Below are 24,370 nucleotides of genomic sequence, written 5' to 3'. Positions count from 1 at the left end.
TATGTATAAATATCGGTTTGGTAGTCCCCTAAAGTTACATTCAGCTACATATAAAACAAAGAAAAACAAAGATAAAAAAATAAAAAGCACGTCACCCTGTTGAAGAGTTCAGTGCTTCTTATGAAGCCTTTATTTATCTCCAAAATTCACTTCAGGCGTGGTCAGTTTGTCATAGAATTCGACTGCTTTGTCTTTCTCCTCTGATGCACGCAGCGCCATTGCAGAACGCGGATGCTCATCCAGTGTTCCAGTAATCATGTACGGGATAATGTAACCCCATTCTTCCTTCTCGCGCAGGGGAATCATCAGCCGTTCCACAATATCGAGTACAGGACGAAGTGTGTATTTGGTATTCTTCAAATGAGTAACCAGCAGTTCAGTTGGACAGTTGCCGGCAGCACGCCCCATCCCGTAACAGGAAGCATCCAGCAGCTCTACACCCTTCTCGGCAGCTACTAGTGTATTGGAGAAAGCCAGCTGCAGATTATTATGGGTATGTACGCCCAAACGCTTATTCGGCAGGTGGGTCTGGAACTTTTCCACCAGGTAATGAATGTCTTGATGATCCAGACTTCCGTAAGAATCCACAATATATACAACATCTACAACGCTCTCGCGGATCTGCTCGAAAGCCTCCAGCAATTCGTTCTCCATGACATTCGATAATGCCATAATATTAATGGTAGTCTCATAACCTAGATCATGGAAGGTCTGCACCAGCTGAAGTGCCTTGTCTACATCCTTGCTGTAGCAGGCTACACGGATCAGATCCAGCATACTTTCACTACGCGGCAAAATGTCATTCTCATCTACCCGTCCGATATCCACAAGCGCAGAGAGCTTGGTATGACCCTTCTGCGGAATTACTTTTCTAAGAAAATCATCATTCAAAAAACGCCAAGGGCCCGCCCCCTCAGCTCCTTTTAGCAATTTGGGTGAATTCTTATACCCGATTTCCATATAATCAACACCGGCTTCATTCAGACCGGCATACAGATTTTGAACAAATTCAACGCTGAAATCCCAGTTATTCACAAGTCCCCCATCACGGATGGTGCAGTCGACAATTTTGCTCTGATTACTCTTGACCATTGTGTTCTCCCTTCAACTATAACCATCATTATTCCGCCAGGACAGTCTTCCTGTGCAGTCATTATCGTTCAATCATACTGAGCAAAGAAACAATTGTAAAGGAAATTTGAGATTATTTTCATAACCCTTTTCACCACAGGTGCGCTATGACAAATATCACTGCAAAAATATACAAGAAATGCTACAGTACAAGAAAACAATTGAGATTGATTATCAATCTCTCTCAGGGGGTTTAAAAATGGCTTCAACATCCTGCTCCTTACTGCGCTTAGAACCGGGCTCAACGTGTTCAATCCAACGAATTGAAGGAATGAACCCCATCTTGCGGCGCCGCTTGGCTGATCTTGGGGTGTATGAAGGTGTTCTGATTCGTCTGAAAGGGAAAGGACCTTTTCTGGGTCCCATTACCCTCGAATGCAACGGTCAACTGTTCGCCATCCGCCGGAAGGAAGCTTCCAGGATTGAGGTGAACGTCTCATGAGTTCAATAGCCCTCGTAGGCAATCCAAATACTGGTAAAACCTCTCTTTTCAATACATTGACCTCTTCCTATGAATACGTGGGTAACTGGGCAGGTGTAACGGTAGAGAAAAAAGTCGGCAGCCTGAAGAATGGTGCAGGCAAGCTCATAGATCTTCCAGGTATATATTCTCTGCATCCCCTCTCCCGTGACGAGGGTGTGGCCACACAATATTTACTTGAGGAATCCCCGGAAGCCCTCATTAACATCGTTGACGCCTCCCAGCTCGAACGGAACCTGCTGCTCACGCTTCAACTGCTTGAATACGGCAAACCTACTGTCCTGGGACTGAATATGATTGACGTGGCTAAAGCACGCGGTATTTCGGTCAATCCTGAAGTGCTGCAATCACACCTTGGGATTACCGTGCTTCCGCTGATTGCCAGAACCGGCAAAGGCAGCGGACAAGTACTCAGTATTTTGGAGAAAGCCTCTGCCATTCCCCGGGTAACCTTCAAACTGGATTACGGCGAATTGGCCGAGAAAGCCATTACTTCTATAGAAGAAGAATTGAAGACTATTCAGGGACTGCCTAATCTTCGCTGGATTTCCCTACAACTGATGGAACAAAACCCGGTGGTTCTCGAGCTTCTCAAAAAGCGCATAGATACTTCCCGTCTAATGGCTATTTGCGACAGCTGTCAAAGTGAACTGCAGAACCGCAAGCTGGCCTTGACGCTGCCCCAATGGATTCGTTCGGTCCGTATGGACTTCATCCGCTCCCTATGTGCAGCTGCAATGGATACAACACTTCTCAAGCCGCATAATCTGACTGAACGGCTGGATGCGATCCTGACTCATCGTTTCCTCGGTCTCCCGCTGTTCATCGTCTTCATGTACGCCATGTTCAAAACAACCTTTGACTGGATTGGCGGACCATTGTCCGAAATGCTGGATGGCTTGATCTCCGGCCCCATCAGCGATGGAGCGAATTCGCTACTTCAGACGATTGGGGCTTCCGGGTTTACACATGCACTCATTGTTGACGGAATCATTGGCGGAGTTGGCGGCGTATTGGTATTCGTTCCGCAGATTTTCATTCTGTTCCTGATGATTTCCTTTCTTGAGGATTCCGGCTATATGGCGCGTGTCTGCCTGCTGATGGACAGTACGATGGAACGCATGGGCCTGAACGGCAAGGCCTTTATTCCTTTTATTATCGGCTTCGGCTGTAACGTTCCTGCGATTATGGCCGCGCGCAGTATTGAACAGCCTAAGGAACGTATGCTGACTACACTCCTATTGCCACTAATGTCCTGCTCCGCCCGTTTACCGGTATATCTGCTGTTTGCGGCAGTATTCTTCCCGGCCCAGCAGGCGACTGTCGTACTTTCGATGTATGTGCTCGGCGTTGTGTTTGCCCTTATTTTGTGCAAATTGTTCTCCAAATATCTGTTCAAGAATGAATCTTCCGTCTTCATTATTGAACTGCCTCCTTACCGCATGCCGCAGATGAAGACACTAGGACGCAGCACCTGGGAAAAAGGCAAAGGGTTTCTGCGCAAAGCAGGAACGATTATTCTCGCCGGTTCGGTTATCATCTGGCTGATGTCCTACGTTGGTCCTTCCGGATTAAATGTGGATATGGATAACAGTTTCCTGGCTAAATTTGGCGGTATGATTGCTCCGCTGCTGCATCCGCTTGGATTCGGCACGTGGCAGGCCGGTTCTACACTGGTTCCTGGGTTCCTGGCCAAAGAGGTAGTGGTATCCACCATGAATATTATCTATCATGCCCCGGATGCAGCCGGACTGGAAGGCCAGATTTCACAGGTCTTTACTCCGCTCAGCTCGGTCAGCTTCATGGCTTTTATCCTGCTCTACACACCCTGTCTGGCTACTGTTGGGGTCATCAAGAAAGAGACGGCTTCATGGAAATGGACCTTTTTCTCCATAGGATATTCCGTTGCACTGGCATATATTGTTGCACTGGTCATTTTTCAAGGCGGCAGCTTATTGGGATTGTCTTAAAATCTGGTATACCCAGAGTTACTTGAGCGAAAGCGGGGAACGGTAATGTTTATAAATATCTTAATTATAGCGCTTGTATTTGGTTATTCCGGCTGGATGATCTATCGTCACGTGCAGAAGGGCAAACAAGGGGCTTGTGCCGGCTGTGATAAAAGCAAGACCTGCGCAGGCGCTTCGTCAGACTCTCCATTCTCCTGCAGCGTAGGACCTGCAGACACCAAACATTCGGCCAAAGCTTGAATAGCTAATACAAACAGATTCGTTTAGGATCCCTGGGATGCGGGTATGTTACTAATAAGCAACTACAGCCAGACCAACCCAAGGAGGGAATACACATGAATACCAAAAAGACATTATGGACTACAGCAGCACTTGGAGCAGCTTACCTGCTTCGTAACAAGGATGCGCGTAATAAGGTCATGAATGGCATTTCGTCAATTACTTCCCAGATGAGAAGCAAGAAGAACATCTAACCGGAATGTTGGAACAGATTGGACAATGCTTATAGTTATTATAACAAGCCTGAAGGATTCTTATATCTTGGCAAAAAAGCCGCCAGACCTTGGAATATAGGTCTTGGCGGCTTTTTTCTGTAATCGTCTTGGAATTGACTTAACGTTCATGAATGAAGCAAGTAGTGCAAAAGTGTACGCACCATGACCCCGGTTGCCCCCTTAGGATTCACTCCGCGTTCTTTGGACAGAAATGCCGTTCCGGCAATGTCCAGATGAATCCACGGCAGCCCCTCTGCAAACTCGCCGATGAACAACCCTGCCGTTGTGGCTCCCCCGTATCTCCCGGCGGCATTGCGGATGTCTGCCACCTCACTTCGCAGCATTTCCCGAAACTCGGGATACACCGGCAGTCTCCAGATTCTCTCTCCAGCTCTCAACGCGGCTATCTCTAATTCCTCCATCATCGCCTCGTTATTCGTCACAGCACCTGTAGCAATATCACCCAGAACCGATACTACGGCGCCTGTCAGGGTCGCTACATCGATGATCCGTTCCGCCCCCCATTCCAGGGAATAAGTGAGTGCGTCAGCGAGCACAACCCGGCCCTCAGCGTCGGTATTTAGTATTTCAATGGTTCGTCCGCTAAGCGTTGTCACTATATCTCCTGGCTTGAAGGCATTAGCTGCCGGCATATTCTCCGCGGATGGAATTACCATGACCACGTTAATCCGCGGACGCAGCGTTCCAAGCGCATCCATTACCCCTAGTACAGTTGCTGCCCCACCCATATCGCTAATCATGTTTTCCATGCCCGGCGCTCTTTTCAGCGAAATGCCACCCGTGTCAAAAGTAATCCCTTTGCCGACAATTGCCGTAACGTTCTCCCACTGGCTTGCTCCCTGGTAACGGATGACGATCATCCGTGGTGGATGCACACTTCCCTTACCGACGGCAAGCAGGCCCCCCATACCTTTTTGCTCAATTTCCTGTTCATCCAGAACTTCAGCAGGGAATCCGTGCCGCTCAGCAATTTCTATCGCTGCCATAGATAGCGCTGAAGGTGTCAGCAGATTTCCGGGAAGATTAGTAAGCTGGCGTGCCAGATTGGTGGCATCCCCAAATGCTTTTCCCAGCTTAATCCCTTCCACCCATTCCATAGACTCTGCCGTCTCCGCTTGCCGTTCCATATGCAACACAGCAGACTCCAGACCTTTGTATACCGGCTGTTCCCGCTTGTAGTGCTTCCGGCAGTAACTCCCCAGAACAAGACCCTCCGAGATTGCTTGACTGGCCTCTTCAGCCCCAATAGCAGTCAACTGGCTCCATGTGTCTGGAATCTGAACAATGAGTTTGTGTACTTTCAATCTGAGTGCAGCACGAGCCGTCTGGGCAGCCAAAAGACGGAGTTCCTCCTCTCCTAGCAATCCACTACCGCTGCCTGCCAGAATGACAACCGGAAGTTCTGGCAGGCTTTCTATAGGAAGGACGTAGGTTTGGTTCAGCTTACCGCTGAATAATCCGGCTTTTGACAGCATACTTATTTGTCTTGACCATTGAGCAGACGTATGTCCCCCTTCACATTCTGCCTCAGACATAATGATGCATAAGGCATCACCTTGTAGTGATTGTGACAAGCTGCCACTACTCCAATGAATATTAATCATAATCCCTCCTGGTTCATCCAATGATGCTTATCCTACAATAACGCAACGAGGCTGATCTCCCACACAGACGTTGCTGCGCGGGAATCAGCCTCACATGAAATTTATTTTTCTAATACATGAGTATATTACCTGAATTATTGAATCAGCGGTAGCGAAATGACAAAGCAAGTGCCCTCGTTAACCCGGCTGCTGACCGATATGCATCCGCCATGGTTCTTGATAATCCGATCGCTGACGGACAAACCGAGTCCAGTCCCATTTTCCTTCGTGGTGAAAAAAGGATTGAACAACCTGTCCAAGGTGCAAATATCCATCCCTTTACCATTATCAGAGATTGAAATACGAACCTCTGCACCTTCTCTGCGTGCCCGAAGCTCGATCTTTCCTATGGCATCATCAACCTTATCCGTAATCGCTTCCATCGCATTTCTTATCATATTAAGAACGACCTGCTTCATCTGCTTGATGTCGCCGGAGATGATCATATCCTCCTGAAACGGATGAAGCTGGATCTCGCAGCCTTTCATTAATGCTTCACTTTCGGTAAGAAGAACAACTTCCTTTAGAAGTCCCGACACAGAGATCATGGCAACTTGAGGTACTGAAGGTTTGGAGGACATGAGAAATTCATGAATAATATCATTGGCCCGGTCAATCTCCGCTAATATGATCTTGGCATATTCCTCCTTGCCGAGTTGATGAAGATGGGGATGCAGCAATTGAATAAACCCGCGAATCGCTGTTAGCGGATTACGGATCTCATGAGCAATCGAGGCAGATAATTTGCCCAGCATTACCAGACTGTCGTTCTGATATGCTGTTTGTTCAATCATCTTGTAATCGGAGATTTCCTTGAACGTGAACAGATAACAGCCCTTCATTTGCTCGCCGCTGCTTAGTGTCACTTTCCAATACCTGCCGTATTCATCTACAAACTCATAGCTTGGCTTACCCCTCTTCATTATTTCACGGTATCCGCGCAGTACCTGTTTCTTCTTGAATCGGTTCATCTGGATATTCGATAATAAATGAATCATAGTGCAGCCCAACAGCGAATGTCTGCTAAGTCCCAGAATGCTGTACATTTGCTTATTCACAAACGTTAGCACACCTTCTTCATCAAAAAGCATGATTCCGCTGTCCATTTGCTCGAGTACATCCTCATATGTAGTGTTCATCGGTCCAGTATGAAACGTTCTTGCCGGCAAAAGCAAGCTTTCCTGATATTGGCTTATCACGATACGAAGTTCCCCCTTTTACTGCATTTGACGAAGACGCTTAAGCGACATCAAATTACTATGTATTTGAGTATATGACGAAGCCGCCAGAACATTCGGAAATCGTATTATATTATCCAACCGTTTCAACTATATTCCAATCATATCCAAGTGAAGCAGACAACGCAATCAGAGAAACTGTCGAATTACAGATTTATTCTTAAAATGATTCTAAAGACACACATAATCCCAATATAAAACCAGTTTCCCCTTTCGGGTTGCTTCCCAAACCGTAAAAAAGCCTTCGCTTCAGCGAAGGCTCTGTGATCTGCATATTGGTTTACTGGAATAACAGCCCGTTTGTTAGGCTTTTTGCTGTAAGCGGTGACGCCGTTGACTCATCACAGCGAGACGTTTCTTAAGCTCCCGCTCCCATTTGGTATCTTCAATCTGCTTGGCCACAGCCAGCAGGTCAAGGGCCATATCTATCTGGCTGCGCACGATGTGCAGCGGATCTTCACTCTCTACATTGATGACGTTCTCGAAAATGGCTTCCTCGTCTTCCATAACATAATCCTGGAAATCAACATCTGTTACGCCGTCACCATGGGCATATTCAGCAAGAATTTCATATTCATTTTCCACTTTATAATGTACCTCAACCCGATGGCAGACCGGGCAAAAAAGCAGGGGAACATTATGGACTTGCGTGCGATAATGCTTTAGGGTTCCCTTCGTTCCAACCATACTCGCTCCACAGCAAAAGCTCATTTTTGTTCACCCTCCTTGGTATTTTACATTGATTTAATATTATATTACAAAATAGCAGTAGAGATTCCTCGCCTTGAAGCTATTATATTAACCTTTGTGCCCATTTTCAAACGAAAGTCAGTTACCTATGGGCTATTTGGTGCAAAAAACCCCCTCGCCGGCAATTACTCCCGCAAGGAGGTTCTTTAAATATCTCAAAGATCGGTGCTTATGCCAACCCTTGCTTACAGATTCTTATCGCCAGGTTTCCAGTTCATGGCGCATAGTCCGCCTGATTGCAGGGCTTGCAGAACACGGAGAGTTTCTTCAACACTACGTCCTACATCATTGTGGTTAACTACCTGGTATTTCAGTTCGCCATCAGGATCGATGATGAACAAACCGCGCAGTGCAATTCCTTCTTCTTCAATCAGGATACCATAATCGCTGGCAACCTTCTTCGTAATATCAGATGCGAGCGGGAAGTTGATCGGGCCAAGACCGTTTGCATCCTTAGGTGTGGTAATCCATGCCTTGTGGCTGTGGATCGAATCGATGCTCACACCAAGAATTTCAGTGTCAAGAGCTGCGAAATCAGCTGCTGCATCGCTAAGTGCTGTGATTTCCGTAGGACATACAAATGTGAAATCAAGCGGATAAAAGAAGAATACAAGCCATTTGCCGCGATAGTCGGACAAGCTTACCTTACCGAAATCCTTACCGTCGCCCGTTACGGTCTCCATTGTGAAATCTGGGGCTGGTTTACCTACCAAACGTTCTGCCATTGCTTAAATCCTCCTTTGAGTATGTAAGAAAAACAATTGTTGAAATCCACTTCCAGTGCAATATGCTTTTCTTGATTGGATGAGTTGGTCAATACGTGTTGCTGTATACCAAATGTTATCATCGCACAAAATTAAAGTCAATATTGCAGTCATTATTTTTTTATAATTATTATAAATAAGCAACTTTCTGTGAAGTTTATTGTTTTTCTGCGTCATAAGGAGAATAAGCTGCTCTAGTATCCTAGGCTTTACGGATAGCGGCCACAATAAGATCGCCCATCTCCGTAGTGCTGATGGCCTTACTCTTGTCGACAGCGATGTCACTAGTGCGGTGTCCGGCATCGAGCACTTCTGCCACCGCTGCTTCAATGGCCGCTGCTGCTTCCTCATAACCAAAGGTCAGGCGGAACATAAGCGCGAGTGACAGAATCGTAGCGATCGGATTCGCCAGGCCTTGTCCGGCAATATCAGGTGCAGAGCCATGTACCGGTTCATACAGGCCATAGCTGCCCTCACCCAGCGATGCTGAAGCAAGCATGCCAATGGATCCGGTCAGCATCGCTGCTTCATCACTCAGGATATCTCCAAACATATTCTCGGTTACAATAACATCAAAGCTAGAAGGACGACGCAGCAGCTGCATAGCGCAGTTGTCCACGAGTACATGCTCCAGCTCTACCTGCGGATATTCGGGAGCAATTCTGTTCACGACCTCACGCCAGAGGCGCGAAGTTTCGAGGACATTCGCCTTATCGACACTTGCCAGCTTGTTGCGGCGTTTGCCAGCAATTTCAAAGGCTTGGCGCACGATGCGTTCCACTTCGGTAACATTATATACGCAAGTATCCACTGCTTCTTCTCCGAATTCACCTTGACGGCGCAGCTTCTCTCCAAAATAGATACCGCCTGTCAGCTCGCGGACTACCATAAGGTCTGTGCCTTCCAGCACCTCAGGTTTCAACGTTGACGCATCCTTCAGGCAATCGAATACGACAGCAGGACGCAGATTGGAGAACAGCCCCAGCGCCTTACGAATACCCAGCAGTCCTGTCTCTGGACGGAGCTCTTTCGGGTTGTTATCCCATTTCGGTCCGCCGACTGCACCCAGCAGCACCGCATCCGCTTTGCGGCAGATCGCCAGCGTGTCTTCCGGAAGTGGTGTTCCCCGTTCATCAATGGCGATTCCGCCAAAGAGTGCCTCCTCGGTTTCAAACGCATAACCGAACAATTCTTCCGTTTTTCTGAGTACTTTCAACGTCTCTGCCACAACTTCAGGTCCGATACCGTCCCCGGATATCACTGCGATTTTTTTAACCTCACTCATTCCCGTCACTCCTCTGATTTCTGCTGTTCGCAGACATAGTTCTTCTGTATATTGTTGTATCATACCTACGGCCAAAGGACAAAGATATAGATTCTATGAAAGTGATAGGCTCAGCCTATAACGCCATCATTGACCTCGTACAATCCATTCCCTTGCCGGTCGGCCCTGTCTGATCATTTGCTCTTGTTTATTAGGTTGTTTACAATAAGTATGTACTTATGAATGTATGGTTTGACCATTACATGTAGAGGAGTTGTGGTGAGATGCAGTATGCAAAGCTTGGCAAATCCGGTATGAAGGTAAGCCGTCTCTGTCTAGGGACGATGAACTTTGGTCCAATTACGGATGAAAAAGAAGCTTTCCGCATTATGGACGCCGCACTGGATGCGGGGATCAACTTTTTTGATACCGCCAACGTGTATGGCTGGGGCGAGAATTCCGGACTGACCGAGACGATTATCGGCCGCTGGTTCAAGCAGGGCGGAGGCCGGCGTGAAAAGGTTGTACTGGCCACCAAAGTCTATGGAGCTATGAGCGACAAACTTGACGGCCCTAATGATGAAAGCGGTCTCTCCTCCTATATTATCCGCCGTCACCTGGAGGGCTCACTCCAACGCCTTCAGACTGACCACATCGAGTTGTATCAGATGCATCATGTAGATCGGAGTGTCTCCTGGGACGAGCTGTGGAGCGCGTTCGAGCTTGCAGTCAGCCAGGGGAAAATCGGCTATGTCGGCTCCAGCAACTTTGCCGGCTGGGATATTGCAGTAGCCCAGCAGGAAGCTAAAGCCCGGGGGTTCTTGGGGCTTGTATCTGAGCAGCATAAATACAGCCTCACCTGCCGCCTGCCGGAGCTGGAGGTTCTTCCTGCATCCCAGAACCTCGGTCTCGGAGTCATCCCTTGGAGTCCGCTCGACGGAGGACTGCTTGGACGTAATGCGCTCAAGAAAATCGAGGGCAGCCGCAGCGGTGGTAATGCAGAACGGGTAGAACAGTACAAGAACCAGCTTGAGGCTTTTGCCGAACTCAGCCAAGAGCTTGGCGAACCCCAAGACAACATTGCGCTGGCTTGGCTGCTGGCGAATCCGGCAGTCACAGCACCAATCATCGGACCGCGTACCATGGAGCAGTTCGAAAGTGCGCTGCGCAGCCTGGAAGTCGTTCTGGACGAGTCCGTACTCAAGCGTCTGGATGAGATCTTCCCTGGCCCTGGTGGTGCAGCGCCAAAGGCATATGCCTGGTAGGCACGAATTCCATGCGAGGACGAGTCGTGCTTGCGGCTGATGGAGAAGATATCCTTCCTTAACTCCGCAAAAAAAAGAAGCTGTTGTACATGGCCTTTACTCTGCCAAGTACAACAGCTCTTTTTATCCGCATCCTATTTTGCCTGCAACACGAATGTTCAACTATATGTCCATCCTTATTCTGCTGTATCCACGGTTACAGATCCGTTACTGGTGGACAAGGAAACTTTGTGCGTCCCGCTCCCGAGCACGGCGGTTCCGTGACTGTTGTCATCACCCTTCCAGCTGACATCTCCTTTGAGCGAGCCATTGCTGGTATCTGCAGTAATCGTTGCATCGTTAGAAGCCGGCAGACCCACTACAATCTTGCCATTGCTGGAAGAGCACTCCCATTCACCGGTAATCGGCGAGTTAATCGTGATCTTGCCGTTGCTGCTCTTCGCGTACAGCGAACCGTCGATATTGCCGAGATTCAGGGCGCCATTGGAGCTGACCAGCTTCACTTCACCCTGCACATTCTGCACAGTCAGCGTTCCATTGCTCGTGTGTGCATCCACGCCACCGGCCACATCATGAATATCCAATGTTCCGTTGCTGGTATCCAATTCTACACCTGACTGCAAATTGCCAGCTTCAATTGATCCGTCACTGGTTTCAACCTCTACTGCAAGATTGCTGGGAAGATTAACGTTCAAATAGGGATCTTTGAGATTAAATCCAATATGGATGTTGGAGAGCCAGCCCGATTCCCCTTCCAGCTTCATGGTCAAGGTGTCTCCTTCGGCTATGACTGTCCATTTCTGTTCGAGTGAGCTTGAAGCTTCACTTTCCGATTTCCCCGGCACTTCCAGCTTACCCTCATAGTCAAGAGTGCTGCCATCCACACCGCTTAGCTTTACCTTACCGTGCGGCAATTCAATCTTCACCTTCTTGATCCCTGCCTGCACATCCACTGTTCCATTTACTGGCACAATCTCTGTGTTACCGAAAATCCCGCTGAGCGAGCCATCGGCCAGCACCCTCTGGGCCCCGCTTGCGGCAACCAACACCACAATCAGGACAATAGCCCAGCCGCTGACACGCGTTTTGACATCGGACTTCACAAATATGCGGAGCAGGGTCTCCAGCCCGAACAATATAAGCAGCGCAGGCCAGAGATAATTCAGCGCCTGGTAGGTAACCACATCAAATTGGGCTAATACGATGATAACCCCCAGCATGATGCATCCCAAGGCTGCGGTAAAGCTGCCGATCTTCCATCTCCCCATTGTTCATATCCCCATTTCTTTATACTTTTGGATTTTTCTTCAGCATTCTTAGTCCATAGCCGATCAGGCCCAGCGACAACAGAATGGATCCGATATTCATATCGGTGAGCAAATCCCAGAGCCCCGGGAAAGTAGTAACAATCAGCAGCAGAATACCCGCAGTTACACAGCCAAAACCGACCCAGACCGGATTCACATCTTCGTTCGGATACGCCACGCTTCCAGGCATGCCCATACTCCATGGAGCCCCATAGCTGTCAGGATGGAACATCATACGTTCATGTTCTTCGGCAGATATTTTCATCCACGCTGCTTTTTGAAGAGCATCAAATAATTGATAGAACCACAGCGCAGCCAGAGCAAACGGGAAAATGGTTGGCATGGAGGGGATAAAGATAATACACAGGGATGCCCCGACCATATATTCCAGCCCCAATTTTTTGAAGCCTAAATACAAATGCCCTAGTCCCGGAATCATAGCCAGAAGAAAAGTGAGCCAACGTCTTTTTTTGATCATATAATATCCTCCCATTTGAAGTTGTTTAATTATTCATTTGATCCATCAGGGTTAAGCCAGGCGCTGACCGATGTGGACATATGTCCATTAATTTCTGTAATGCCATAGGCCATATCCTTAAATACCCCAAGCTGCAGCAGCAGGAAGGTCAAGCCGACCGCAACCCCATAGTGTACCCAAGAGGTTTTGGGGGCTGTGCGGCGTCTAACCATAGTTGCTCTGACCGCCCGTTCCCGGCGCCCCGATTCCAGCTGTTCAATTTGCGCCATTACATCGGCAGTAATATCCGGAAAGGCAAATGTATCCAAGGACTCTCGTCCATTCTCCATTTCGTTCCATAACACAGACATTTCTCTTGCTTCTTCCAGCCACTGTGCGCATTCGGGACAAGACTCGATGTGCAGACGGATTCTCAGCTCCGCTTCCGGAGACAGCAAGTTTTCGATATAATGCGGCATCCATTCTTTTACTGTTGCACAATTCATCGCCATTCCTCCCCGTTTTTACGCATCATCTGTCTGGCCCTGTACAGCTGTGACTCTACTGTTTTTACTGAAACGCCTTTCTGTTCGGCAATCTCCTGATAGGAATGTCGCTGAAAATAATACATCTGCACGACCGACCGGTACGGTTCTGTGAGATGATTCAGATTCGCGCCCAGCGCTTCCGACGCTTCCTTGCGGATCAGCACATGCTCAGGCGTCTGCGATGTTACCCAATCATTCTCCGTATAATCGGCTGTACTGCGGTGCCGCCATTCCCTGTCATTGGCCCGTTTCCAGTCCAGACATGTCCGGTAAGCAATCCGGTACAACCAGGTGGAGAATGAAGATTGCCCTCTGAAGGAAGGGAGCGCCTTGTAGGCTTTGATGAAGACTTCCTGGGCCATATCCTTGGCTGACTCAGCTTCTCCTGTAATTTTGATACATACCCGATACACCATGCCTTGATAACGTGACACCAATTGCTCAAAAGCCTGATGCTGCCCATTTAGCACGGCTGATATCCACTCTGCCTCTTCCAAGTCGTTCTCCCCTCCTTCAGCTTCATAATATTAGACGACAGACTCCGGGCTTCCCCTGCAAAGGTTTCTGTTTATTTTTTTGAAGGATCAATAATCCAGTTTATCCGCCCATTCTCCGGTAAATATGGTGAACAACATACTTACTCATTGTACGGGGTATTCCGCCTTCCTCCAAGCGCTATGATGTTCTTAGAAAAACAAATAAAGCCATCCAAACCGCAGAGTCAATCTACGGTCTGAACAGCTCAAATCAATAGTTAGTCAAAAGATATAACGCACGAGTCAGGTATGAGACCAACCTGATTTACAGGTTAACATGATCGCGCTTTGTATACGTTTTGCGTTTCTCCAGCAGTTTGTTCAGGGCATTCAGATAAGCTCTGGCACTCGCCTCCAGAATATCTGTGCTGAGTCCTCGGCCCTGAGCGGCAACCTCGCCCTGTGACAATACTACATGGACTTCACCCTGCGCGTCTTTGCCGCGGCTGACAGCCTTGATGGAATAGTCACCAAGTGTAACTTCCTCACCTGTAGCCTGGTCAATGGCATTATAGATCGCATCTACTGACCCATTGCCTTCGGCAACTGCAATAATCGGTTCCGTGTCCGGCCCTTTAATCGTTATCTTGGCTGTAGGAGTGGCTTCATTGCCGTAAGTCACATAGATCGTCTGCAGGCTGAAAACTTCCGGCGTATCGATCAGTTTCTCTTCCAGCAGCGCCAGAATGTCCTCATCGGATACTTCCTTCTTCTTATCTGCCAGATCCTTGAATTTGGCAAATGCATGATTCAGTTCTTCCTCCAAGAGCTCATAGCCCAGATCACTGAGCTTGTCGCGGAATGCATGTCGGCCTGAATGTTTGCCCAGTACCAGCTTGCTCTCTTTGAGCCCGATGGTTTCAGGAGTCATGATCTCGTAAGTGGTTTTCTCCTTCAGCATACCATCCTGGTGAATCCCGGATTCATGGGCAAAGGCATTGGCGCCGACAATTGCCTTGTTGCCTGGAACAACCATGCCTGTAAGCTTGCTGACCAGCCGGCTTGTACGGGAAATCTCAGACAATACGAGCGAAGTCTTGGCATTAAAAAACTCACTGCGTGTCTCCAGCGCCAGCGCCACCTCTTCAATGGCTGTATTCCCGGCACGTTCGCCGATGCCGTTGATGGTACCTTCAATCTGGTCCGCACCATTCTGAATCGCAGCCAGCGTGTTCGCCGTAGCCATACCCAAGTCATTATGACAATGGGCGCTAAGCTGCACTTTCTCAATATCCGGCACGGTGTCCTTAAGAAACTTGAAGATCGCACCATATTCCGAGGGGTTCAGATAACCGACAGTATCCGGTATATTAACCACATTCGCACCTTCACGAATGGCCATCGCCACCATTTCAGCCATGAAGTCGCGTTCAGTCCGGCCGGCATCCTCCAGTGAAAATTCCAGCTTGGAAAAATATTTTTTGGCATAACGGATGGCGGCCTGTGCGGTCTCCAGCACCTGTGCCTTTTCCATACGAAGCTTATGCTGCCGATGAATCGGTGAAGTTGCCAGGAACAGATGAATGCAGGGGTCCTGCGCTCCTTGAAGCGCTTCTCTAACTGCATCGATGTCGCTCTCTCTGGAACGGGAGAGTCCTATCAAGGTTACATTCTTCACAGCTCTCGCTACTGCGTTTACCGCAGCCAGATCTCCGGGTGACGCAGCAGGAAAACCTGCTTCCATCCGGTCAATCCCCAGCTTCTCCAGCTGGTAAGCAATCTCTACCTTTTCACGTGTATTGAGGTTCACACCCGGCGACTGCTCTCCGTCTCGCAGCGTCGTATCGAACACATATATTTTCCGCAAAGCTGAGCACCTCCTGAAAAAGATTGCGCTTAAACCCTCAAATGCGGCCCGCAAAAAAAACCGGCCGCATCTGAGAATCACACTATATTACGTTCAACGTTTTAAGTATATGAGACTATTTCTTAATCCAGTGCATCATTTCACGCAGCTGGCTGCCGACTACTTCTACCGGATGAGCAGCTTCGTTGCGGCGAGTGGCTGTCAGGAAGGCACGGCCGGATTGATTCTCAAGAATAAAGTCGCGGGCGAATTTACCTTGTTGGATATCGCTAAGCACTTCTTTCATTGCTTTTTTGGTTTCATCTGTAATGATGCGTGGACCTGTTACATAATCGCCGTACTCGGCAGTGTTACTGATGGAATCGCGCATAGTTGCAAGTCCGCCTTCATACACCAGGTCAACGATCAGCTTCATTTCATGCAGACATTCGAAATACGCCATTTCAGGAGCATATCCTGCTTCGGTAAGCGTCTCGAAACCAGCTTTGATCAGTGCGGATACACCACCACACAGAACAGCCTGCTCGCCGAACAGATCGGTTTCGGTTTCTTCACGGAAGGAAGTTTCAATAACCCCTGCACGTGTACAGCCGATACCTTTGGCATAAGCCAGACCAATCGCCTGAGCATTGCCGGTTGCATCCTGTTCAATTGCGATCAGTCCAGGAACGCCGAAACCTTCAACATAGGTGCGGCGAACCATGTGACCCGGGGATTTTGGAGCTACCAGCAGTACATCAGCATCCTTAGGGGCAACGATTTGGCCAAAATGTACGTTGAAGCCATGAGAGAACATCAGAGCCGCGCCGTTTTTGAGGTTTGGTTCAATTTCATTTTTATATACGGATGCCTGTGTTTCGTCCGGCATAAGAATTTGCACTACATCTGCACGGGATACTGCTTCAGCTACCGGCAATACTTCAAAGCCGTCATTTTTGGCGGTTTCAAACGATTTGCCTTCACGCAGGCCGATGACAACCTGAAGACCACTGTCACGCAGGTTCTGTGCCTGGGCATGCCCTTGGCTGCCGTACCCGATTACTGCAATTGTCTTCCCTTTTAGTACACTAAGTTCTGCATCCTGTTCATAGTACGTTGTCACTGCCATTGTCAATATCCTCCTTTAATTTGGGACCCATCGTAAAGAGCGGGTGCTTCAAGAGCCTTCAGTCCTTAAGATAGGATAGGCTGCTCTTCAAGCCCCCGCTCTTTCGCGGGAATTTCCTTACCCTTATCTTATCAAATTAATGCAAACAAGCAGCAATTCGTTAAAGCCGTAAAATATAGTCAGGCATTTCCCCGAATCATGGCTGTAACACCGGTACGGGACAGCTCTTTGATGCCGTATGGCTTGAGCAGTTCAATCATTGCATCAATTTTCTGAGTATCTCCAACCACCTGTACGAGCAGGCTGGTTGAACCAATATCGACCACTGAAGCGCGGAAAGTCTCAACAACACCCATGATCTCCGGACGTTCAGCCGGATCCGCTTTGACTTTGATCAATGCCAGTTCCCGGGCAACCATTGGCTTGGAGCCTAGATCCACAACCTTGATTACATCAATCAGCTTGTAAAGCTGCTTCTCGATCTGCTCAAGGGTGTGCTGATCACCCAGGGTAACAATTACCATCCGGGACAAACCCACTTCTTCGGACTGTCCGACGGTGATGCTCTCAATATTGAAGCCCCGGCGGCCGAACAGGCCTGACACCCGCTGCAGTACACCTGGCTGGTCATTTACAAGCACAGCAATCGTATGTTTCATCACTGTCATTCATCCCCCATCAGCATTTGATCGATGGTTGACCCTTGGGTTACCATCGGGTAGACATTCTCGTCCTTAGGAACAACGAATTCTACCAGAACGGGTCCCGGCGTTTCCAGTGCTTCTTTCCACGCAGCGCCTGCTTCTTCCTTGTTTGTTGCCCGTAGTCCCTTTACCCCGTATGCCTCAGCCAGTTTAACAAAGTCTGGGCTGCCCGCAAGGTCAGTATAGCTGTAACGCTTCTCATAGATGAGGTTCTGCCACTGCCGGACCATCCCCAGAACCTGGTTGTTAATCACCACAATTTTGACTGGAATCTTATGAATTGCACAGATTGCCAGCTCTTGCGAACACATTTGCATGCCGCCGTCACCATTGATGGAGACTACCAGCCGTTCCGGATGTGCCATTTGCGCTCCGATGGCTGACGGGAATCCGAATCCCATCGTTCCAAGTCCTCCGGAAGTGATCCATGAACGAGGATGATTGAACTTGTAATACTGAGCAGCCCACATCTGATGTTGTCCAACATCCGTAGTGACAATGGCTTCACCCTTAGTGGTGTCATTGATCATTTCAATTACCCACTGTGGTTTGAGCTCTGTATCGGAATCGTTGTAGCGAAGCGGGTAATCCAGCTTCCACTGGGCAATCTGCGTTCTCCAGGCATCCGCATTAGCCGCACGGCTTACTTCAGGATTCAGCATTTCCAGTACGGTCTTCACATCACCGACAATTGGAATGTCTGGCGAGACATTTTTTCCAATTTCAGCCGGATCAATATCGATATGAACAATTTTCGCTTTGGGCGCGAAACCGTCCAGCTTGCCGGTTACACGGTCATCGAACCGGGCACCGATGTTAATCAACAGATCGCATTGCTGGATGGCATTATTAGCGGTGTAGGTACCGTGCATACCGGGCATTCCCATCCACAGTTCTTCCGCACTCGGGTAACAACCCAGTCCAAGCAATGTTGTTGTGATTGGAATCTCTGTCCGCTTCACGAATTCGTACATAGCCTCATGAGCCCCGGAGTAAATGACACCGCCGCCGGCAATGATGATCGGGCGTTCAGCGGATGATATTGCGCGGACCAGCTTATCCAATTGAAGCTTGTTCGGAACCGTACGCGGATTGTAGCCGCGAAGGTTAATGCCCTGCTGTTTGGCCGGGGCAAACAAAGTTTTGGCAGCCGATACATCCTTCGGAATATCAATGAGAACCGGGCCTTTACGGCCGGTGTTCGCAATATGGAAGGCTTCATGAATGACACGCGGAAGATCCTCAACATCACGTACCAGATAACTGTGCTTGGTAATCGGCATGGTTATGCCTGTAATATCCGCTTCTTGAAAAGCATCTGTTCCAATCAGGCTGGAAAAGACATTACCGGTGATTACCACTAGTGGAACAGAGTCCATAAAAGCGGTGGCGATGCCTGTTACCAGATTGGTTGCTCCCGGACCCGAGGTTGCAATACATACGCCCGGCTTACCGCTGGCTCTGGCATAGCCGTCAGCCGCGTGAATCGCGCCCTGCTCATGCCGTGTCAGGATATGTTTGAAATCGGTGAAGCCATGAAGAGCATCGTAGATGTATAATACAGCACCGCCAGGATACCCGAATACGGTATCTACCCCTTCCAATACAAGACTGCGCAGCAGCACTTCGGAGCCCGTAATCACCTCGGGATTTTTCCATTTCTCACGTAACTGCTCTATAGACTGTACTTCCGGTATTTGCGCGCTCATCAGTATTCCTCCCTTCGATAGTTAACATTCATTATGAAAATGACAGAACGTCTTATATACGACCGATAATGTGCCTGACAACAAAAAAACCTTTCGCCACCCACGCGCAAAAGACAGCGCGTGAGGGACGAAAGGTTGATCTTCCGTGGTACCACCCATGTTTGCATTGCATCTCACGATGCAACACCTTATCAGGATACAAAAATCCATCGATGTAGGCAGGGCCCAAATCTCTGTAACCTGAAGTCCCTAACGCGGACCAAACGATTCCCCCTAATAATTCCACCACTCTTGCCGATGGACCTTTCAGGAAAACAGCTCCGAGGTGAGCTCGTATATAAGGGATTCTGGTGGAGGTTGCAGCAATTCCTCTCACTCTCTGAGCAAAAGAGCCCTTAAAACTTCGTCCTCATCATTGCCGATGCATGTATGTTCGTTAAAATGTTTAGACACATTATATGATTCCTCACACGGTTAGTCAATACCCATCTTTTCTGCAATCGTCACAAAACGTTGTTCTATTCTTGCCGGAACGCCCACACGCCTTTGGGCATATGATGTACGACAATGCGTGAAGGGGGCGCTTTATGATTCGCTATCGCAGACCCAAGCAGGATGATCTTATCATTCTTGACTTGATTGAGAAACAACTGGTTCCATTATCGCATCTTCCGCAAACCGTAATCAACCAGGTCCGAAAAGACCTGCCCCGTCGCCTGGGGCAAGGGGTTACCCTTGTAGCTTGTCCGGATTATGAAAGCGATCCCCTGGGATTCGTTCATTTCATGCTGCATGGAGACTTACTCTATATTGACATGTTAGCCATAGCCCCTGCGGCAAGGCGCAAGCGTTGGGGGAATATGCTCATGGACCGGGCTGAGCGGTTTGCACTATCACGCGGTTGTCAGAGGGCCAAAGTCTCAGTGGATACCGGCAATGCGCCGGGAATTTCTTTTTATCAAAAATTGGGCTACAGCGTAGCCCGTTATCAGCCGCAAAACTTCTGCTATGAGTTCGAAAAACCTTTATCCAGCAGATTCAGAGTTTAAAAGAAACCGATCGGCGGTACGCCATAATTGGGTCCACAGCAATAAGGTCCAGGCACCGGTCCTGGTCCATACCCTCCGTAGGGTCCAGGTACACCGCCATAGCCTCCGCCATAAGCGTAGGGGGCCGTACCAATGGCCAACAAATCAAACAGCACCAGCGGAATCAAAGCCTTGGTTTGCACTTTTCTACCGCTGGTCCGTTGTAAAACCAGTCGATTTCCCGAGACCCGGAGCAGTTTCCCCGTTACTTTCGTGCCATCTTTTTTCACTGCGGTAATATTTTTACCCACCAGCTTCATCACCTGTTTCCTTGTAACCGGCTGTGTCATCTTATCCCTCCTAAAAGTTTTGTAAACATAGTCTCCCAGAATTTACTCGATACGAATTTTGCTGCAAAAGCTTAGGTTAAGCTCTTCTTCACAACAGTCTATTCGTGCCAAGTACACTTTGCCTGTACACCTGTCCCTGACTGATACATCTAAAATTTCAACAAAAAAAACGCATTCCCAGTTCATACCGGAAATGCGTTTATTGATCTACGCAACAAGCGATACATCCAAATTAACGTTTGCTAGGGTCGTAAGGTTCACCCAATGCCTTCGGAGCCGAAGAACGGCCAACTGCACTGACTAAGACTATAATCGTTAATACATAAGGAATCATGAAGATAAATTCCTGTGGAATGTTTTTGGACCATTCGAACAATTGCACATAGTTCCGGATCGCTTGCGACAACCCGAAGAATACAGCTGCTCCGAACGCGCCAAGTGGATTCCATTTCCCGAAAATCATCGCCGCAATAGCGATAAAGCCCTGACCGGAAACCGTGTTGTGCGCAAAGGTTCCCGTTGTTGTTAGGGTGATAGTGGCTCCGCCAATACCGGCTAACAGCCCGCTCAGCATAACGCCAATATATCTCATGCGGTTTACGTTGACACCCAGTGTATCCGCCGCACTCGGGTGTTCACCGACTGCACGCAGCCGAAGACCAAATGGGGTTTTGAAGAGTACAAAATAAATGACAATAACCAGGATTATCGCAAGGTAAGTCGTCGGATAGGAATTAAAAATCCCCTCGCCGATAACCGGAATCTTGGAGAGACCGGGGATAGGTACTTTACTGAATCCGTCCAGTAGCGGAGTTTCACCAGCTCCGTCAAAAATCAGCTTCACAACATAAAGCGTACTGCCAGCAGCCAGAAAGTTAATAACTGTACCACTTATGGTCTGGTCCGCCTTGAACGTAATTGACGCAACGGCATGAATAAGTGCGCCAAGTACACCCACAACCATAGCACAAAGTACACCGACCCATGGCGCCCATTCACCCATCCCTGCATCCTGAGCATAATATCCGCCTACAGCTGCAGCAAAAGCGCCAAACATCATCAAGCCTTCAAGTCCGATGTTCACGACACCGGAACGTTCAGAGAAGATGCCACCGAGGGCGGCAAATATCAGCGCTGTGGAAAAAACAAGCGTTGTATTGAGCAATTGGCCTAATACTTCCATCTATAACACCTTCTCTTTCTTGCGCTTGAAATAGAACGGTTTGAGCACCCAGCGCACAATTCCTTGTGCCGCAATGAAGAAAATAATTGAACCGATTACGATACGAATGAGTTCAGGAGGAACATCCGCTCCAAAACTCATACCTGCAGATCCATAAGTCAAGGTTCCGTAGAGAATAGCAGCCAGAATCACTCCGAGTGGATGCGTCAGACCAAGCAGCGCAACGGCAATCCCGTCAAAGCCATAACCTGGAGAAGCCGCAAATACAGATTGATAATGGAATACACCAAGCACTTCGCCTGCACCTGCCAGCCCGGCAAAAACACCGCTGATGAACATGGCTTTAATAACATTACGGCCAACATTCATACCTGCGTACTCCGCTGCATGAGGATTCAAGCCGACAGCTCGCATTTCGTACCCCTGTTTGGTTTTCCACAGATAGACATAGAAGAATACCGCTGCAGCCAGTGCAATTGCGGTTCCCCAGTGCAGCCGCGCATTATCAAATAGGGAATTTAAGAATGTCATGGAGAGCGAGGCCGGAATATCCTCTGAACGATTCTGCCCTTCAAGTAGCAAGAACGTTCTGACAATATAATTGGACAGAAATAATGCAATCCAATTCAACATGATAGTGGTAATAACCTCGTTAATTCCGCGTTTTGCCTTGAGATAACCAGCAATGCCTGCCCAGAGGCCGCCACAGACTCCTGCAATGATAACTGCCAGTGGCACCAGTATAAAATTCGGCAGGGTCCCGGCTAGCTTTATGCCAACAATAGAAGCCGCAGTCATTCCAATAAGCACCTGTCCATCCGCCCCGATATTGAACATACCCGAACGGAAGGCGAAAGCTACTGCAAGTCCTGTGAACATCAGTGGTGTCATCTCGCGGATAGCCTCACCAAAGTCATATGGACTGCCAAATACGCGTTTGAACAGCGCTGAGTAGGCAGCTACAGGATCGTATCCACCGATCAGCATCACTACAGCCCCTACAAGGAATCCCATAACTATTGCGACTAACGGAACGATATAGCTGTCCGTCGCAAATATTTTTTTGAGTCTATACATCCGAATGGCCTCCCCGCTTCAAGCTTCCCGCCATCATCAGTCCCAGTTCCTGATCATTGGTATCCTGCGGGAATACTTCACCGACAATCTGGCCTTCATAGATGACGGCGATTCTGTCGGACACATTCATAATTTCATCAAGTTCAAAAGAAATCAGCAGTACAGCTTTACCTTGGTCACGCTGAGCAATGAGTTGTTTCTGCACAAATTCGATTGCACCAACGTCAAGGCCGCGGGTAGGTTGAGCAGCAATGAGCAGTGTCGGATTTTTATCTATTTCCCGCGCAATAATCGCTTTTTGTTGATTACCACCTGACAAAGAACGGGCTTTGTTCTCAATAGAAGGAGTTCTCACGTCAAACTGCTTGACCAGATCCTCGGCATGCTGATCGATGACTTCTTTGTTCAGGAATCCGTTCTGATTGTATGGACTTTTATAATATGTCTCCAGCACCATGTTCTCGCTAACTGTAAAATCCAGGACTAACCCATGCTTATGCCGGTCCTCCGGAATATGAGAGACATTCATTTCAGAAATTTTACGTGGATTCAGATTAGAAATTTCCTTGCCGGATACGGCAATAGAACCGGAATCAATCTTACGCAGGCCGGTGATCGCCTGGATCAACTCGCTTTGTCCGTTCCCGTCGACGCCAGCAATACCTAGAATTTCCCCAGCCTTCACATCAAAGCTAAGCCCATTCAATACCGGCACACCATCTTTGCTCTTACTGCTTACATTATTCAATTGGAGTACAGTTTCACCAATACGCGGAGGCTGCTTGTCTACCTTGAAGGTTACACCGCGTCCTACCATCTTTTCAGCCAGCTCATTAGGATTTGTATCAGCAGTCTTCACCGTATCAATGACTTTACCCCGGCGGATGATGGTAACCCGGTCAGAAATTTGCATGATTTCCTTAAGCTTATGAGTAATCAAAATGATGGACTTGCCCTCTGCAACGAGCCGCTTCATAATCGCCATCAGTTCTGTAATCTCCTGAGGCGTAAGCACAGCGGTAGGCTCGTCGAATATAAGTATATCCGCACCGCGGTACAGGGTTTTCATAATTTCTACCCTTTGCTGCATGCCGACCGAAATGTCGTAAATCTTGGCATTTGGATTGACTTGAAGGCCGTATTGCTCTGATAGTATACGAACCTGCTCCGCAGCGGATTTATAGTCGATTTTAAGACCCTTTTTCGGTTCCATGCCCAGAACAATGTTCTCAGTTACCGTGAAAGGCTCTACAAGCTTAAAATGCTGGTGAACCATTCCGATGCCAAGCTCAATCGCTTTATTGGGGTTATCGATAACAACTGGTTTCCCGCCGATTTCGATGCTGCCTTCATCGGGCTGATACAGTCCGAAGACGATATTCATCAAGGTGGATTTGCCTGCTCCGTTCTCGCCAAGCAGTGCATGAATTTCTCCTTTTTCGAGCGTCAGACTAATGGAGTCGTTCGCGACGATACCGGGAAAGCGTTTTGTGATTTGCTTCAACTCTACGACAGGAGCCGCAGCACTCATGGAA

General features: G+C 48.4%; 24 protein-coding genes. 6 read left to right on the top strand and 18 right to left on the bottom strand.

What is annotated here, in order from left to right; all coding sequences use genetic code 11:
• Positions 1-129 precede the first annotated feature (129 nt).
• Positions 130-1,092, bottom strand: coding sequence for an aldolase catalytic domain-containing protein (locus ACAN54_RS13475; RefSeq protein WP_379155421.1), 963 nt, complete (start codon positions 1,090-1,092; stop codon positions 130-132).
• Positions 1,093-1,270: 178 nt separating this feature from the next.
• Between ACAN54_RS13475 and ACAN54_RS13470 the strand changes: the two genes are divergently transcribed.
• The 4 genes from ACAN54_RS13470 (at position 1,271) to ACAN54_RS13455 (ending at position 4,055) form a co-directional block, all read left to right on the top strand.
• Positions 1,271-1,573 (top strand): FeoA family protein, encoded by a 303-nt coding sequence (locus ACAN54_RS13470; protein ID WP_379155887.1) that lies wholly within the window; start codon positions 1,271-1,273, stop codon positions 1,571-1,573.
• Positions 1,570-3,582, top strand: a complete 2,013-nt coding sequence (feoB, locus tag ACAN54_RS13465) for a ferrous iron transport protein B (protein WP_379155418.1) — start codon at positions 1,570-1,572, stop codon at positions 3,580-3,582. Before ACAN54_RS13470 ends, feoB begins: the two co-directional genes overlap by 4 nt.
• Before the next feature lie 45 nt (positions 3,583-3,627).
• Positions 3,628-3,822 (top strand): FeoB-associated Cys-rich membrane protein, encoded by a 195-nt coding sequence (locus ACAN54_RS13460; RefSeq protein WP_379155415.1) that lies wholly within the window; start codon positions 3,628-3,630, stop codon positions 3,820-3,822.
• A 95-nt stretch (positions 3,823-3,917) separates the two neighbouring features.
• Positions 3,918-4,055: a hypothetical protein gene (locus tag ACAN54_RS13455; protein ID WP_379155412.1), complete on the top strand. Its 138-nt coding sequence runs from the start codon at positions 3,918-3,920 to the stop codon at positions 4,053-4,055.
• A gap of 146 nt (positions 4,056-4,201) precedes the next feature.
• Here ACAN54_RS13455 and ACAN54_RS13450 read toward each other — a convergent pair whose 3' ends face one another.
• The 5 genes from ACAN54_RS13450 to leuB form a co-directional block, all read right to left on the bottom strand.
• Positions 4,202-5,632, bottom strand: a complete 1,431-nt coding sequence (locus tag ACAN54_RS13450) for a leucyl aminopeptidase (protein ID WP_379155884.1) — start codon at positions 5,630-5,632, stop codon at positions 4,202-4,204.
• Positions 5,633-5,835: 203 nt separating this feature from the next.
• Positions 5,836-6,939, bottom strand: a complete 1,104-nt coding sequence (locus ACAN54_RS13445) for an ATP-binding protein (RefSeq protein WP_379155409.1) — start codon at positions 6,937-6,939, stop codon at positions 5,836-5,838.
• Between the two features lie 342 nt (positions 6,940-7,281).
• Positions 7,282-7,689, bottom strand: a complete 408-nt coding sequence (locus ACAN54_RS13440; protein WP_074085833.1) for a hypothetical protein — start codon at positions 7,687-7,689, stop codon at positions 7,282-7,284.
• Between the two features lie 224 nt (positions 7,690-7,913).
• Positions 7,914-8,453, bottom strand: coding sequence for a peroxiredoxin (locus ACAN54_RS13435; RefSeq protein WP_379155404.1), 540 nt, complete (start codon positions 8,451-8,453; stop codon positions 7,914-7,916).
• A 241-nt stretch (positions 8,454-8,694) separates the two neighbouring features.
• On the bottom strand, positions 8,695-9,777 hold the full coding sequence (leuB, locus tag ACAN54_RS13430) for a 3-isopropylmalate dehydrogenase (protein WP_379155400.1): 1,083 nt from the start codon (positions 9,775-9,777) through the stop codon (positions 8,695-8,697).
• 263 nt (positions 9,778-10,040) lie between these two features.
• Between leuB and ACAN54_RS13425 the strand changes: the two genes are divergently transcribed.
• Complete coding sequence (locus tag ACAN54_RS13425) at positions 10,041-11,021, top strand: aldo/keto reductase (RefSeq protein ID WP_379155397.1); 981 nt, start codon at positions 10,041-10,043, stop codon at positions 11,019-11,021.
• Between the two features lie 176 nt (positions 11,022-11,197).
• Here ACAN54_RS13425 and ACAN54_RS13420 read toward each other — a convergent pair whose 3' ends face one another.
• The 8 genes from ACAN54_RS13420 to ilvB all read right to left on the bottom strand — a co-directional run bounded on the left by ACAN54_RS13420 (position 11,198) and on the right by ilvB (position 19,197).
• Entirely contained in the window at positions 11,198-12,289 is a 1,092-nt protein-coding gene (locus ACAN54_RS13420) for a DUF4097 family beta strand repeat-containing protein (protein WP_379155394.1), read from the bottom strand.
• Positions 12,290-12,308: 19 nt separating this feature from the next.
• The gene (locus ACAN54_RS13415; RefSeq protein WP_379155391.1) at positions 12,309-12,806 is read right to left on the bottom strand and encodes a hypothetical protein; all 498 of its coding nucleotides are present in this window, start codon (positions 12,804-12,806) and stop codon (positions 12,309-12,311) included.
• Between the two features lie 29 nt (positions 12,807-12,835).
• Positions 12,836-13,291 carry a zf-HC2 domain-containing protein gene (locus ACAN54_RS13410; protein ID WP_379155388.1) on the bottom strand — a complete coding sequence of 152 codons (456 nt, stop codon included), beginning with the start codon at positions 13,289-13,291 and terminating at the stop codon, positions 12,836-12,838.
• Positions 13,288-13,830, bottom strand: a complete 543-nt coding sequence (locus ACAN54_RS13405) for an RNA polymerase sigma factor (protein WP_379155385.1) — start codon at positions 13,828-13,830, stop codon at positions 13,288-13,290. The genes ACAN54_RS13410 and ACAN54_RS13405 overlap by 4 nt, the downstream gene beginning before the upstream one ends.
• A gap of 304 nt (positions 13,831-14,134) precedes the next feature.
• The gene (locus ACAN54_RS13400) at positions 14,135-15,676 is read right to left on the bottom strand and encodes a 2-isopropylmalate synthase (protein WP_379155382.1); all 1,542 of its coding nucleotides are present in this window, start codon (positions 15,674-15,676) and stop codon (positions 14,135-14,137) included.
• A gap of 115 nt (positions 15,677-15,791) precedes the next feature.
• Entirely contained in the window at positions 15,792-16,784 is a 993-nt protein-coding gene (gene ilvC, locus ACAN54_RS13395; RefSeq protein WP_074085844.1) for a ketol-acid reductoisomerase, read from the bottom strand.
• A gap of 179 nt (positions 16,785-16,963) precedes the next feature.
• The gene (gene ilvN / locus ACAN54_RS13390) at positions 16,964-17,452 is read right to left on the bottom strand and encodes an acetolactate synthase small subunit (protein ID WP_379155377.1); all 489 of its coding nucleotides are present in this window, start codon (positions 17,450-17,452) and stop codon (positions 16,964-16,966) included.
• On the bottom strand, positions 17,449-19,197 hold the full coding sequence (gene ilvB, locus ACAN54_RS13385; RefSeq protein WP_379155374.1) for a biosynthetic-type acetolactate synthase large subunit: 1,749 nt from the start codon (positions 19,195-19,197) through the stop codon (positions 17,449-17,451). The genes ilvN and ilvB overlap by 4 nt, the downstream gene beginning before the upstream one ends.
• Positions 19,198-19,784: 587 nt before the next feature.
• Here ilvB and ACAN54_RS13380 point away from each other — a divergent pair.
• Positions 19,785-20,246 carry a GNAT family N-acetyltransferase gene (locus ACAN54_RS13380; protein ID WP_379155371.1) on the top strand — a complete coding sequence of 154 codons (462 nt, stop codon included), beginning with the start codon at positions 19,785-19,787 and terminating at the stop codon, positions 20,244-20,246.
• Here the strand turns inward: ACAN54_RS13380 and ACAN54_RS13375 are convergent.
• The 4 genes from ACAN54_RS13375 to ACAN54_RS13360 all read right to left on the bottom strand — a co-directional run bounded on the left by ACAN54_RS13375 (position 20,243) and on the right by ACAN54_RS13360 (position 24,366).
• Positions 20,243-20,575 (bottom strand): hypothetical protein, encoded by a 333-nt coding sequence (locus tag ACAN54_RS13375; RefSeq protein WP_379155368.1) that lies wholly within the window; start codon positions 20,573-20,575, stop codon positions 20,243-20,245. The two genes, ACAN54_RS13380 and ACAN54_RS13375, sit on opposite strands and share 4 nt — an antisense overlap.
• A 232-nt stretch (positions 20,576-20,807) precedes the next feature.
• Positions 20,808-21,758: an ABC transporter permease gene (locus ACAN54_RS13370; protein ID WP_379155365.1), complete on the bottom strand. Its 951-nt coding sequence runs from the start codon at positions 21,756-21,758 to the stop codon at positions 20,808-20,810.
• Positions 21,759-22,835, bottom strand: a complete 1,077-nt coding sequence (locus tag ACAN54_RS13365) for an ABC transporter permease (RefSeq protein ID WP_379155362.1) — start codon at positions 22,833-22,835, stop codon at positions 21,759-21,761.
• A complete protein-coding gene (locus tag ACAN54_RS13360) occupies positions 22,828-24,366 on the bottom strand; it encodes an ABC transporter ATP-binding protein (protein ID WP_379155359.1) in 1,539 nt (512 codons plus the stop codon). The genes ACAN54_RS13365 and ACAN54_RS13360 overlap by 8 nt, the downstream gene beginning before the upstream one ends.
• Positions 24,367-24,370 lie beyond the last annotated feature (4 nt).

Source organism: Paenibacillus diazotrophicus, assembly GCF_042610465.1.
The sequence above is the reverse complement of the archived record's forward strand: the minus strand, read 5'-3'. Positions and strand labels throughout refer to the sequence as shown.